Source organism: Bacillus sp. SDLI1, assembly GCF_001553895.1.
Lineage (GTDB): Bacteria > Bacillota > Bacilli > Bacillales > Bacillaceae > Bacillus > Bacillus siamensis.
This window is the reverse complement of sequence record NZ_CP013950.1, coordinates 1317662-1331260: the sequence shown is the minus strand read 5'-3', so window position 1 is coordinate 1331260 and position 13599 is coordinate 1317662. Positions and strand designations below refer to the sequence as shown.

The 13599-nt window shown below is 48.4% G+C and carries 14 protein-coding genes; 13 read left to right on the top strand and 1 reads right to left on the bottom strand.

The window, feature by feature from the left end; translation table 11 throughout:
- The first annotated feature begins 78 nt into the window (after positions 1-78).
- The 6 genes from AUL54_RS06095 to AUL54_RS06070 all read left to right on the top strand — a co-directional run bounded on the left by AUL54_RS06095 (position 79) and on the right by AUL54_RS06070 (position 5870).
- Positions 79-264 carry an FbpB family small basic protein gene (locus tag AUL54_RS06095; protein ID WP_060963241.1) on the top strand — a complete coding sequence of 62 codons (186 nt, stop codon included), beginning with the start codon at positions 79-81 and terminating at the stop codon, positions 262-264.
- Entirely contained in the window at positions 261-1988 is a 1728-nt protein-coding gene (locus AUL54_RS06090) for an ABC transporter substrate-binding protein (protein ID WP_060963240.1), read from the top strand. Before AUL54_RS06095 ends, AUL54_RS06090 begins: the two co-directional genes overlap by 4 nt.
- Before the next feature lie 99 nt (positions 1989-2087).
- Positions 2088-3011 carry an ABC transporter permease gene (locus tag AUL54_RS06085; RefSeq protein ID WP_235588411.1) on the top strand — a complete coding sequence of 308 codons (924 nt, stop codon included), beginning with the start codon at positions 2088-2090 and terminating at the stop codon, positions 3009-3011.
- Between the two features lie 12 nt (positions 3012-3023).
- Positions 3024-3929, top strand: coding sequence for an oligopeptide ABC transporter permease (opp4C, locus tag AUL54_RS06080; protein WP_060963238.1), 906 nt, complete (start codon positions 3024-3026; stop codon positions 3927-3929).
- On the top strand, positions 3926-4912 hold the full coding sequence (locus AUL54_RS06075; protein WP_060963237.1) for an ABC transporter ATP-binding protein: 987 nt from the start codon (positions 3926-3928) through the stop codon (positions 4910-4912). The genes opp4C and AUL54_RS06075 overlap by 4 nt, the downstream gene beginning before the upstream one ends.
- The gene (locus tag AUL54_RS06070; RefSeq protein ID WP_060963236.1) at positions 4905-5870 is read left to right on the top strand and encodes an ABC transporter ATP-binding protein; all 966 of its coding nucleotides are present in this window, start codon (positions 4905-4907) and stop codon (positions 5868-5870) included. Before AUL54_RS06075 ends, AUL54_RS06070 begins: the two co-directional genes overlap by 8 nt.
- A 71-nt stretch (positions 5871-5941) precedes the next feature.
- On the opposite strand, the gene katA is transcribed toward AUL54_RS06070, so the two are convergent.
- Positions 5942-7387: a catalase KatA gene (gene katA / locus AUL54_RS06065; protein WP_060963235.1), complete on the bottom strand. Its 1446-nt coding sequence runs from the start codon at positions 7385-7387 to the stop codon at positions 5942-5944.
- A gap of 255 nt (positions 7388-7642) precedes the next feature.
- On the opposite strand from katA, the gene AUL54_RS06060 reads away from it, so the two are divergent.
- The 7 genes from AUL54_RS06060 to rpsN all read left to right on the top strand — a co-directional run bounded on the left by AUL54_RS06060 (position 7643) and on the right by rpsN (position 13579).
- Positions 7643-8572, top strand: a complete 930-nt coding sequence (locus tag AUL54_RS06060; RefSeq protein WP_060963234.1) for an amidohydrolase family protein — start codon at positions 7643-7645, stop codon at positions 8570-8572.
- Positions 8573-8796: 224 nt separating this feature from the next.
- On the top strand, positions 8797-9564 hold the full coding sequence (locus tag AUL54_RS06055) for an ABC transporter ATP-binding protein (protein ID WP_060963233.1): 768 nt from the start codon (positions 8797-8799) through the stop codon (positions 9562-9564).
- Between the two features lie 15 nt (positions 9565-9579).
- On the top strand, positions 9580-10569 hold the full coding sequence (locus AUL54_RS06050; protein ID WP_060963232.1) for an aliphatic sulfonate ABC transporter substrate-binding protein: 990 nt from the start codon (positions 9580-9582) through the stop codon (positions 10567-10569).
- A complete protein-coding gene (locus AUL54_RS06045; RefSeq protein ID WP_101605567.1) occupies positions 10566-11402 on the top strand; it encodes an ABC transporter permease in 837 nt (278 codons plus the stop codon). Before AUL54_RS06050 ends, AUL54_RS06045 begins: the two co-directional genes overlap by 4 nt.
- Before the next feature lie 25 nt (positions 11403-11427).
- The gene (ssuD, locus tag AUL54_RS06040) at positions 11428-12564 is read left to right on the top strand and encodes an FMNH2-dependent alkanesulfonate monooxygenase (RefSeq protein WP_060963230.1); all 1137 of its coding nucleotides are present in this window, start codon (positions 11428-11430) and stop codon (positions 12562-12564) included.
- Between the two features lie 130 nt (positions 12565-12694).
- Positions 12695-13213: a sulfur oxidation protein gene (locus AUL54_RS21475; RefSeq protein WP_235588402.1), complete on the top strand. Its 519-nt coding sequence runs from the start codon at positions 12695-12697 to the stop codon at positions 13211-13213.
- Between the two features lie 96 nt (positions 13214-13309).
- Positions 13310-13579 (top strand): 30S ribosomal protein S14, encoded by a 270-nt coding sequence (rpsN, locus tag AUL54_RS06030; protein ID WP_014417259.1) that lies wholly within the window; start codon positions 13310-13312, stop codon positions 13577-13579.
- Positions 13580-13599 lie beyond the last annotated feature (20 nt).

The window sequence follows — 13599 nt, the reverse complement described above, 5'->3', positions numbered from 1 at the left end:
CGAAGGCTCTTATCTTGTAAACAGATAAGGGCCTTTTTTTGCGTGAAAGCCATTGGATGAAAAGCGGAGGGATGAAAAGTGGCGTTAAAAAAGGCATCACATGTGCGCAAAAAAAGTAAAAAGCGAAAAAAGTACAGAAAACACACATTGAATTTCGAACTGCTTGTGGAGAAAAACAAACGGGAGATTATGAGAAATGAGGAACAGATGGAGCAGATTTATATAAAGATAGATGAAAAGCATGCGGGGGTTCGATCAAAATGAAGGGGAACACTTTGAGGATGAAAACAACGGGCATCATACTCGCGCTGTCGGTATCATTCATGTTATCAGGGTGCGCGTTAGGGAGTGCCGGAGAAGAACCGTCTTCTGCGGCGGATAAAAAACAGGAAACGCGTATCGCCCATGTCAAAACAAAGAAATTTAAAGCTTCTCATCCGGAGGCGCTTCCCGTTAAATCGAAAGCCAGAACGGACACTTTTGTTGCGGGGATTTCCGCGCCGGGGGGAGTGTTTCTGCCGTACTTTTATGAAAACGGCTGGGATGGAAATGCGACAGATCCTATTTTTGAACCGTTAGTCAAGCTGGATAAAACGGGTAAGCCCGCACCGGCACTTGCTGAAAGCTGGACTATTTCCAAAGATCAGCTTACCTACACGTTCCGCTTAAGAAAAAATCTCGTTTTCAGTGACGGTTCGCCGCTCACCGCAAAGGATGCCGCATTCACTTTAACACTGCTGCATGATCCCGCTTACGCAGGCTATGAAGATATCACCACGGCCTATATTAAAGGCGGCAAGGCTTATAAAGAAGGAAAAGCAAAGACGATAGAGGGCATTCGCGTCCTTGATGACAGAACCATTAAAATCACGACTGAGAAAGTCAGTGCGAAGTCGCTGCTTCTTTTAGGCGGGCAGGTGCTGTCGGAAGCTTACTACGGAAAGAACTATCGGTTCGGCAAACTGGACTATTTAAAAGAGCTTTATGCCAAACCGCTCGGAGCAGGGCCTTATCAATTTACAGAATACCTCCCGGGACAGGAAATACGCTATCAGGCAAATAAACACTATTATTCCGGAAAACCGAAAACAGAAAAGCTGATCTATAAAATTATTGATCCGTCAACTTCCCTTCAGCTGTTTGAAACGGGTGATCTTGATTACGCTTCATTTTCTCCTGATGATGATACGGTTGAGCATTTAAAAAGCCTCGGTTTTGCGAATATAAGCGTCTCGGTCGTGAATGATTACGGGCTTGTGTACGTGAATCATAAGCGTCCGCCTTTTCAAGATAAGAAAGTGTCCCAAGCGCTTATTTACGGGCTGGACCGTCAAAAAATCGTCGATGTCCGCTTTAAACATTACGGAGAAGTCGCTAATGTGCCGGTGTCTCCGGTTTCATGGGCTTATGATGACAAAGGAGTCAATCCGTATACGTTTAATCCGGAAAAAGCCAAGAAGCTTCTTGATGAAGCAGGCTGGAAAACGGGGAAAGACGGCGTGCGTGAAAAAAACGGCAAAAAGCTTGAAATCAGCTATTACACGTCTAAAGCGGATGATGATTTCATCCCGATCGCGAAAGAAAATTACGCGGACATCGGAATCTCATTAAAACCGGAAGTGATGGATTTTAATACAGAGGTAGCGAAAATAAATGATAAACAGTACGATCTTGCCGCCGTTTCCACCTCGCAGATTCTTGATCCGAATGGCACGGTGGAAAAGCTGGCTTCCGGCCATCCCAATAATGTGACGGGGTATTCCAATCCGAAAGCGGACCGGCTGATCGAGAAAGGAGCCGGCACGCTTGATATCAGCAAAAGAAAAGAGATTTATCACCAGCTGTACCGGGAGCTCGGGGAAAACCCGCCTTACATTCTGATTCATTACCGTCAGAGCGCAAGGGCGGTCAGCGGAAAAATAAAAGGGCTTGAGCCTGACAATTATTCGGGAATCAGTTCGAGTCTCTCAAACGTGTCAATTCAGTAGAACAATGGCGCAAAATACCCGGTGTCCAGGGTATTTTGCCCTTTCAGCGGAAGGGAGAGGCTTTTTGTGAAACGGTATGCCGCAGAACGGTTCATTCAAATGCTTGTGATCTTATTCGGTACGTCCTTTATTATTTTTTTCTTATTCGCGATGCTGCCGGGCGATTACATTGATTCCAATGTCAACCTGACCCCGGAGAGGGCGAAGGAGCTAAAAGCGCTTTACGGCCTGGATCAGCCGATTTGGCAGCGTTATGTGACGTGGCTCGGCAATGTGCTCAGCGGAGATTTGGGATTCTCTTTGAAGTATCAGGAAAACGTCCTGTCACTGCTTCAGAAATATGTCTGGAATTCGTTTTTTGTCGCGTTTTTGGCTTTGCTTGTCACATGGTCAGCCGCGATGATAACGGGTGTCATATCCGCTGTCAGGAAATACTCATGGTTTGACGGGATCGTAACATTTTTTGTGATTGCTTCCATGGCGTTCCCGTCTTTTTTTATCAGCCTTCTGTTTATTAAATGGTTTGGAGTGGATTTGAAAATATTGCCCGTCGGAGGGATGGTTGATACCGGAAGCACGAGTTCTGGTTTTTCGTACGTGCTTGAAGCTGCCAGACATATGATTCTTCCGGTCGTGATTTTATCTATGCTCGGCATCGGCTCACTGACAAGATATTTCCGCTCCGGGATGCTTGATGTGATCAGGCAGGATTATATCAGAACAGCGAGAGCGAAGGGGTTGAAAGAGCGCACCGTCATTTGGAAACATGCGCTGAAAAATGCGCTCCTTCCGGCGATCACCCTGCTTGCTTTTGAACTGCCGGGTCTGTTTTCCGGGGCTATTATTATTGAACAGATTTTCGGATGGCCGGGTGTCGGCCGTATTCAGCTGGAATCTGTGCATTATCGGGACTACCCGGTTTTGATGGCGTTTACTTTGTTTTTGTCTTGTTTAACGATTGTGGGGAATTTTTTGGCGGATATCGCTTATGCCGCGGTTGATCCGCGAGTCAGGCTGAAATAGGGGGTGTTTTGGGTGAAACAACAAAAAGGGGCGCCGCCTTCTCTTTGGAAGCAGACGTACCGCCGCCTGCTGCATCATAAGCTGACGGTCATCAGTCTTCTATTCTTATGTTTTATGTTTTTATTGTGTTTTATCGGGCCGTCTTTTTCTCCGTACATAACGGATCGGACGGATATTTCAAATGCCAATCAGCATCCGGGGGTTCATCATTGGCTTGGCACCGACCAGTACGGGAGAGATGTGCTGACGAGGCTGATGCTGGCGGGGCAGATTTCTCTGACCGTGGGGCTTGCTTCGATGGTGCTGTCACTTGTCATTGGTTCATTGCTTGGGGTTGCGGCGGGATTTTATCGGGGAGCCGCTGATATGATCATTATGCGCATCGCTGATATGCTCATGTCCATCCCGGGTCTGCCGCTGCTTTTGATTTTGGCTGCGGTGATGTCGGAGTGGAAAGTGCCTTCTGAATACAGGATGTACCTGATTATGATGATGTTAAGCCTGATCGGATGGCCCGGTTTGGCGCGGCTTGTACGCGGACAGATTTTGTCGCTGAAGGAGCAGCCGTTTATGATGGCCGCGGAAGTTTTGGGGCTCAGTGATAAACGGAAAATCCTCTATCATTTGCTTCCCAATACATTGCCGTTACTCATGGTAGCGGCGACTTTGCATGTGGCGGGGGCGATGCTGAGTGAATCGGCGCTGAGTTTTCTCGGACTCGGTGTTGCTCCGCCGACTCCTTCTTGGGGAAACATGATGGAAGCGGCAAATCATTATATGGATTTTACACTCCGCCCGTGGCTGTGGATACCGCCGGGTACGGCCATTTTTCTGACCGTTGTGGCGATTCATCTGCTTGGAGACGGTTTAAGAGACGCTTTTGATCCTAAGGTAAAACGGCAGGTGAAAGTGAAATGACAAAACCGCTTTTAGAAGTGAGGCACTTGGAAACCGTTTTTTATACGGAGGAAGGTGCGGTAAAGGCCGTGGACGATGTCAGCTTTACGATTCATGAGGAGGAAACGGTTTGCATTGTAGGGGAATCCGGCTGCGGGAAAAGCATGGCGTCATTGTCCATTATGCAGCTCATTCCCGAGGCGGGAAGAATCGAACGGGGAGCGGTGCATTTTTCAGGAAGAAACCTGTTGAAACTGAAACAAAAAGAAATGCAGAAAATCCGCGGCTGCGAAATCGGGATGATTTTTCAGGAGCCGATGACCTCTTTAAATCCGGTGTTTACAATCGGTGAGCAGCTGACGGAACCGATTCGCGAGCATTTATTGCTGAGTAAGAAAGAGGCATGGAGGAAGGCGGTTGAACTTCTCACGTTAGTGGAGATCCCCCATGCCGAGCAGATGATGCACCGATATCCTCATGAGCTGAGCGGCGGCATGCTGCAGCGCATTATGACGGCTGTCGCGCTCAGCTGCGATCCGAAACTGATCATTGCCGATGAGCCGACGACGGCGCTTGACGTAACCATTCAGGCGCAGATATTGGATTTATTGCGGGATGTGAAAAAGCAATTTCACACGTCTATTTTATTCATTACCCATGACCTTGGCGTGGTTGCCGAAATGGCTGATTATGTGATTGTCATGTATGCGGGGAAAATTGTGGAGGAAGGACCGGTTGCGGAGCTGTTTTCCGATCCGAAGCATCCGTATACGAAAGGGCTGCTCGCGGCAAAACCGGTTATCGGTCAAAGGAGAGAGACGCTCTATACCATCCCGGGCCAGGTTCCCGCGCTTGCAGACCTGTCCGGATCGTCTTGTTATTTTGCGGAGCGGTGTGAACACAGCACGGCAATATGCCGGAGGTCGAGCCCGCATTTTACTGAATTCGGGAAAGGGCATCAGGCGGCGTGCTGGCTTTACGGAGAGGAGAAAGCAGATGAGTGATGTGTTGCTGGAGGTCAAAGGGCTGAAAAAATATTATGAGGAGCAGGGGGGGATGAGAAAGGCCCGCAACAATCCCGTAAAAGCGGTGGACGGCGTCAGTTTTACGATAGGAAAGGGAGAAGTGTTCGGTTTAGCGGGTGAATCGGGCAGCGGCAAGTCATCAATCGGAAAAACCATTTTAAGACTTCATGACAAAACAGAGGGAGAGGTATTTTTTCAGGGGCGAGATGTGTTCCGGATGAACCGGCGTGAGCTGAAAACATTCAGATCGGAAGCGCAGCTCATTTTTCAAGATCCGTTCAGCTCTTTAAATCCTAGGCGACGGATCGGAGAAGCCATCGGTGAAGCGATGATCGAGCACCAATTGGCGGTCAAGCGGAACGCGCGTGATAAAGCGGCGGAGGTTCTTGAATCCTGCGGTCTTTCCGCAAACTTTATCGACCGTTATCCGCATGAGTTTTCCGGAGGGCAGCGGCAGCGGATCGTGATTGCAAGAGCGATGGCGCTTAAGCCGCAATTTATCATTATGGATGAACCCGTGGCGGCATTGGATGTCTCCATTCAGGCGCAGATGATCAATTTGTTCAGCAGCCTTCAGCAACGGCACGGGCTTTCATATTTGTTCATTTCTCATGATTTAAGCGTGGTGGAGCACTTATGTACAAAGGTTGCGATTATGTATTTAGGGACGATTGTCGAATACGCGTCAAAGGAAGAGCTTTTTTCACGGCCGCTTCATCCTTATACAAAAGCGCTGTTATCAGCCGTGCCCGTTCCTGATCCAAGAGTGAAAAGGGAGCGGGTGATGTTAAAGGGTGATATTCCAAGTCCCTCTGATCCGCCCTCAGGCTGTAAATTCCGAATGAGATGTCCGGCAGCCGAGAAGATATGTGCTGAGAAAAGTCCGCCGCTGTCGGAGAAGGGGTCTCAGCATTTTGCAGCATGCCATTTTGTATAATTGAGAAAAAGCATTTTTTATTGATAATACACAGGAAAAACCTGCCGGACAGACCGGCAGGTTTTTTGATGTTATTTTGGTAACGGCAGTCCGAGCCCTTCGGCAACGCGTCTGCCGTATTCAGGGTCAGCTTTGTAGAAGTGGCCGATCTGGCGCAGCTTAATTTCTTCCTTTTCCACAGGTTTCATCGCACCGACGATATTGGCGACAAGGCGTGCGCGCTCTTCCTCGCTCATCAGGCGGTACAGATCGCCGGCTTGTGTGTAATGATCATGATGATTATAGCTTACACTGTCAGCCAAACCTGATACAGGATATGCCGCCTGTTTATCTTCAGGTGACTCTTTCGGACCTCCGAAGCTGTTAGGCTCGTAATAGACGGAGCGGCCGCCATTATCATCAAAACGCATTTGCCCGTCACGCTGATAGTTTTTCACTTCATTGCGGGAACGGTTGATCGGCAGCGCCTGGTGGTTCGCGCCGACACGGTAGCGATGGGCGTCATGGTATGCGAACAACCGGCCTTGAAGCATTTTGTCAGGTGAGACGTCGACGCCAGGGACTAATGTTCCGGGAGAGAACGTCGCCTGTTCTACTTCCGCAAAGTAATTTTCCGGATTGCGGTCCAGAACCATGCGGCCGACTTCAATGAGCGGATAGTCTTTTTGAGACCATACTTTTGTGACGTCAAACGGATCAAAGCGGTATGTGTTTGCGTCTTCTAACGGCATGATTTGAACATATAATTTCCATGCGGGGAAATCGCCGTTTTCAATCGCGTTGAATAAATCTTCCGTATGGTAATCGGGATTTTCGCCCGCGAGTTTTGCAGCTGTATTGACATCAAGGTTTTTCACGCCTTGTTCTGTTTTAAAGTGATATTTAATCCAGACACCTTCGCCTTTATCATTTGTCCATTTAAATGTATGGCTTCCGAATCCGTGCATATGGCGAAGGGTTGCCGGAATGCCCCGGTCTGACATCAGAATGGTTACCTGATGCAGTGATTCCGGTGAAAGAGACCAGAAATCCCAAACGGCCGTCGGGTTTTTCAAATGTGTTCTCGGATCTCTTTTTTGTGTATGGATAAAGTCAGGGAACTTAATAGCATCGCGGATGAAAAACACGGGTGTATTGTTTCCGACGATGTCGTAGTTTCCGTCTTCTGTATAAAACTTAACGGCAAATCCGCGCGGGTCGCGCACTGTGTCACTAGAGCCCAGTTCGCCTGCAACGGTTGAGAAACGGACAAAGAGCGGTGTGCGTTTACCGACTTCTGACAGAAATGCGGCTTTCGTATATTTTGTAACGTCATTTGTGACTTCAAAATAACCGTGTGCGCCCGCGCCTTTTGCGTGAACGACACGCTCGGGAACGCGTTCTCTGTTAAAGTGCGCCAATTTCTCAAGCAGATGGACGTCTTGTATTAAAGCAGGGCCGCGATCTCCGGCCGTCATTGAGTTTTGGTTATCTCCGACAGGAGCGCCCCAGCTGGTTGTCAATTTATTTGAACTCATGTGATCACCTCTTTAGATTTATAAAAACATAATATCACCTATCAGTAAAAAGTCAATATTATTTTATAATGATTATAAAATAATTATTTTTATTATCGGAAAGAGAATTCGGGTTTGAAAGCTTACTTGACTGACGGGAATAATGGGTTTAAGATGAGAAAAAATAGAAACCGCTGACTTGAACACAAGAGGCTCTTATTCTTTATGGGATAAGGGCTTTTTTTCATTGTCGGCGGTAAGGGAGGCGGCGATTGTATGCTTTTCCGGCAGCATTTTAAACCTGTTGATATTCACGGTCATCTGCCGTACAGCCTTGATTTCGGCAAAAATGATAAGACATTTTCCGATTATAATCGGGAGCGGTCAGAAAGAATGAATCTGACTTGGGATTTTCCTGATCCGCAAGAGGCTGATGACGGGGAAATCCCTTTGATGACAAAATGGGAGAATGAATTAGATAAGTACGGCATCGGCGTACTGAATTTTTTAACAGCGGAGAGCAATGACCGGATGGCGGCGTTTATTCAAGCCAATCCTGCGAAGTTTACCGGATTTGCATATCATCCTTTGGAGCGGGAGGATGCATATGAAGAGCTGAAAAGAGCCGTAGAAGAGCTCGGTCTGAAAGGGTATAAACTATTCGGACCGCTGACAGACATTGAGTTTCATGATCCGGCGCTGAAAAAGCTTTGGACGTATTTAGCTGACAAAAGGCTCCCTGTATTAATCCACTTCGGGCTTTTAGGGAGAGCGGGGGGCATTGTCAGCCACCGCAACATCAATCCGCTCTCCATCTATCGCGTCGCGAGAGAGTATGCTGATATACCATTCATTATTCCGCATTTCGGCGCCGGATATTATCAGGAACTGCTGCAGCTGTGCTGGAGCTGCCCGAATGTGTATATTGACACGTCCGGATCAAACCAGTGGATGAGGTGGATGCCGTACCCGCTTGATTTGGAAATTCTGTTTCGGAAGACATCCGAATTAATCGGTGCTGAACGAATCATCTTCGGGACGGATTCGAACGGATTTCCGAGAGGATACGTATACAGATATCTTCAGGAGCAGGTCCGGACCTGCCGGGAAATCAACATGCGGGAAGAAGACATAGAGAAGATTTTCGGAAACAATGCGCGGACATTGCTGAAAATCGACCAGCCGCAAAAGGAAATAAATACGTGATACAGCTGATGCGCTCTTTGGCAGGTTTATGCCGGAGGGCGCATTTTTAATTCTTATAAAAAACAGTTGACAAGTCGGAATAATTTGAATTAACATGATATTCAAATTTAAAAACAAACGGGCAGCTGATCGGACCGCCGAAGGCTCTCATCTCTACAAGCAACGGAGATGGGGGCCTTTTTGTTTTTCGATCGCATGCGGCAAAAAGAGAGGGGAAAAGACAGATGGCTGTAACCATCAGCATACAAGAAAAAGCGTTTGAGCATGAAGGACGGAAAACAGCGGTGCTGAATGATATTGAACTGTCCATTGCATCAGGAGAATTTTTGACTGTCATCGGGCCGAGCGGCTGCGGAAAAAGCACGCTTTTAAAATTGATTGCCGGGCTTGATACCGATTATAAAGGCTCTGTCGCAATAAACGGCCGCCATGTGTCGGGACCGGGCATCCGGCAGGGATTTATCTTTCAGGAGCACCGGCTGTTTCCCTGGCTGACGGTGAAACAAAACATCGCTGCCGATCTCAATATAAACGACCCGGCCGTTCGTCAAAAAGTGGATGATCTGATTGAGGTTGTCAGGCTGCAGGGAGCAGAGGACGCTTATCCGCGCGAATTATCCGGCGGCATGTCGCAGCGGGTCGCCATCGCCAGAGCCCTGTTGCGTGAGCCCGAGGTGCTGCTTTTGGATGAACCGTTCGGAGCGCTTGACGCTTTTACGAGAAAACACTTGCAGGATGTGCTGCTTGATATATGGCGCGAGAAAAAAACGACGATGATTCTGGTTACGCATGATATTGACGAATCTGTCTATTTAGGCGATAAGCTGGCAATTCTCAGGGCAAAGCCCGGCCGGCTGCACAGTCTGGTGCCGATTCAGCTTCCGCATCCGCGCAATCGGACGTCAGCTGATTTTCAGGCCGTCCGGCAGAAGGTGCTTGCTGAATTTGAGAAAACGGAAGATCTCCGGTTTGCGGATGGATCAGGGATATAGAAAGGACGAAGCGAAGTGAAAAAAACCATCATTCTTTTAGCCGCAGCAGTCATGATGTTAGCCGGATGCAGTGCCGACGGAGCAGGAGGGAGCGGGAAAACGGTGAAAGAAATCCGGATCGGCATCCAGCAGAGTTTAAGCCCGCTTCTCATTGCCAAGGAAAAAGGCTGGTTTGAAGAAGCCTTCAAAAAAGACGGAATAAAGGTAAAATGGGTCGAATTCCAAAGCGGTCCCCCGCAATTTGAAGGTCTTGCCGCCGATAAGCTTGATTTTTCCCAGGTCGGCAATTCACCGGTCATTTCCGGTCAGGCGGCAGGAATTGATTTTAAAGAGATCGGGCTGTCCCAAGACGGGTTAAAGGCAAACGGCATTCTCGTAAACAAGGGCAGCGGAATTAAGAGTCTGAAAGAGTTGAAAGGGAAAAAAATCGCCGTAGCCAAAGGCAGCAGCGGCTTTGATTTTCTTTATAAAGCTTTGGATAAAGCCGGACTTTCCGCCGATGACGTCACCATCATTCAGCTTCAGCCTGATGAGGCGGTTTCCGCTTTTGAAAACAAATCTGTTGATGCATGGTCGATTTGGGAGCCGTATTTGTCGATTGAAACGCTGCAGCACGGGGCGGAAATATTAGCGAACGGAGAGAGCACGGATTTATATTCTCCGGGTTTTACGTTAGTCAGGACCGGATTTTCCAAGGAGCACCCGGATGAGGTCGTCCGTTTTCTGAAAGTGTTCAATAAAGCAGTCACATGGCAAAAGGAACACAAAGAGGAAGCTGTCTCTTTATATGCGAAAATCAAAAATCTTGATCCCTCAGTCGTCAGAAACGTGCTCAACAATACAGAGCCTCTTAATCAACCGATTAATGATGATATTGTCAAAGTCCAGCAGAAAACCGCTGATTTTCAATATCAAACAAAAGCGATTCATAAGAAAATCAATGTAAAAGACGTTGTCGACAATTCATTTATCAAAAAGGCGCTTGAAACGGAGGGCGGTAAATAATGAAAGCAGAAGCATCAACGGCTCCCGGCACATTGAGCCAATCAGAAAAGAAAGCTGCGGCAAAGTCCCGGCGGTATTCATACCAATGGATGAAAGGGTTTGTACTCCCGGCTGCGGTTATCGCGGTATGGCAGTTTATCGCAAGTCTGGGCATCGTCTCGGCAACGGTGCTCCCGTCACCCGTCGTCATTTTACAGACTTTTCAGGAACTTCTTCTGTCAGGCGAGCTTTGGGGCCATTTAGAGATTAGCTTATATCGGGCGGCCGCCGGATTTCTGCTTGGTGCGGGCCTCGGGCTTGTTTTCGGGCTGCTGGTCGGGTTCTCAAAACGGACGGAAGCGTATCTCGATCCGTCTCTGCAAATGCTCAGGACGGTTCCGCACTTAGCGGTGACCCCGCTGTTTATTTTGTGGTTCGGATTTGATGAGACATCAAAAATTCTGCTGATCGCATTGGGGGCTTTTTTCCCTGTATACATTAATACGTTTCTCGGAATCCGCAGCGTGGACGCAAAGCTGTTTGATGTCGCCCGGGTGCTGGAATTTAACTGGTATCAGCAGATGGCGAAATTGATTCTTCCGGCGTCTCTGCCGAGTATCCTGCTCGGCATCCGGCTCTCTCTCGGTATTGCGTGGCTCGGCCTTGTGGTGGCGGAACTGATGGGATCGAGCGCGGGCGTCGGCTATATGATTATGGATGCGAGACAATTTTCACAGACAAATAAGGTGTTTGTCGGCATTATCATTTTTGCGGCTGTCGGCAAGCTGACGGATGCATTGGTCAGAATGCTCGAACGGAAACTATTAAAATGGCGGAACAGTTATGAAGGGTAGCCTATTTAAAAAAGGAGAGATTCATATGGAGATTCTTTGGTTTATTCCGACGCATGGAGACGGACGGTTTCTAGGGACGCAAACGGGAGGAAGAACCGCCGATCATCTTTATTTTAAGCAAGTGGCACAGGCGGCAGACAGACTCGGGTATACGGGAGTTCTGCTGCCGACGGGGAGATCATGTGAAGACCCATGGCTGACGGCTGCGGCTTTAGCGGGTGAAACGAAAGATTTAAAATTTTTAGTGGCGGTCCGTCCGGGACTGATGCAGCCATCTGTCGCCGCGAGAATGGCATCGACAATGGATCGGCTGTCAGACGGCCGTCTGCTCGTAAATGTCGTAGCGGGCGGAGATCCTTATGAGCTGGCGGGAGACGGGATGTTTATCAGCCACGATGAGCGCTATAAGGCGACTGAAGAATTTTTGACCGTATGGCGCGGACTCATGCGGGGAGAAACGGTGACATATGAAGGGGACCATATCAAAGTGGAAAACAGCAATCTGCTGTTTCCGCCAAAACAGGCTCCGCATCCGCCATTATATTTCGGCGGTTCATCACAGGCGGGAATTGAGGCCGCGGCGAAACATACAGATGTGTATTTAACATGGGGGGAGCCGCCGGAGCAGGTAAAAGAAAAGATTGAAACCGTCAAAAAACAGGCTGCCCAAGAAGGAAGGACAATGCGCTTTGGCATCAGGCTTCACGTGATTGTCCGGGAGACTGAGGAAGAGGCATGGAAAGCGGCAGAACGATTAATCAGCCATTTAGACGAAGAGACGATTGCGAAAGCGCAGGCTGCACTCCGGCGCGCTGATTCTTCAGGACAAAAACGGATGGCCGATCTTCATAACGGCGACCGGACGAAGCTTGAGATCAGCCCGAATCTCTGGGCCGGCATCGGGCTGGTCAGAGGCGGAGCGGGCACGGCGCTTGTTGGTGATCCCCAGACCGTCGCCGATCGAATTTTAGAGTACCGGGCACTCGGCATTGAGTCGTTTATCTTTTCAGGCTACCCGCATCTTGAAGAAGCTTATTATCTGGCTGAACTCGTGTTTCCGCTTCTGCCGTTTCAAAACGAGCGGACGAAAAAGCTTGAGCGCAGACTGGGCGAAGCAATGGGCAACGACCATTTTGCAAGAGGGAACAAAGCGACAGTCTGAATAAACAAATGCCTCTTTTTTCTGATAATGATACAATCATCAAAAAGAGGTGTTTTTTCTGAAGGTATTCAAATGGGCGGCAGCTTGCTGTCTGCTGGCTGGATTCACGGCATGCGGACATTCCAGCGGCATGCAGATAAAAGAAGCTGATTTATCAAAGACAGAGAAATACAGAATGGAAATTGCCTCGTCAGAAAGCGGAGCGGCAGCAGTGACCGGGGTCACAAAAGACTTGGCGGCCGCACAGATGTATATTGAGCATTATCAAAACGGAAAACTGACGGATAAAGCAGGGCCGCTTGAATCAGATTACAGCGGCGATGCAACTAAACCAGAAGAATTGCAATTCATCTTTTACACGGACCGAGAAGACAAAGGGAAAAAGGAAAAAGACAAAGTTCGTTTCGGTATCGTCGATGACGGCGGGAAAGTCTCTGCAGACGCTGTTTTTACCCGGAATCAGGGAGATGACAGAGCATCATCCGTGTTTATCTCCTCTGCCGAGTCAGTGACTTATGGAAAACCAGTTTTGATCGGTGCGAGTGTGAAAAATTCAGGAAAGCATGTCCATATGTCACGAGATAAAAAGATGCTGATCAGCCATTCTGACGTATTACTCTATTATGTGAAGCTGAATAAGCGGGCTTAGCGGGGGCCCGTTTTCTTTATGCCGGAAGCTTGCTTTATAAACATACGGATGATACGATATAAAACGTAATTATTACGATTTAAAAGGAGTGCTGGAATGGCTAAAAAATCAAAAGTGATCAAAGAGCTCAAGCGGCAGAAGCTTGTTGAACAATATGCGGACATCAGAAGAGAATTAAAGGCAAAAGGAGACTGGGAAGCGCTGAGCAAACTGCCGCGTGATTCTGCTCCGGCCAGACTTCATAACCGCTGTACGGTGACGGGACGGCCCCGCGGATATATGAGAAAATTTAAACTGTCCAGAATCGCGTTCAGGGAGCTGGCCCATAAAGGCCGGGTTCCCGGAGTGAAAAAAGCGAGCTGGTAACATAAAAAACTCCGGATCTG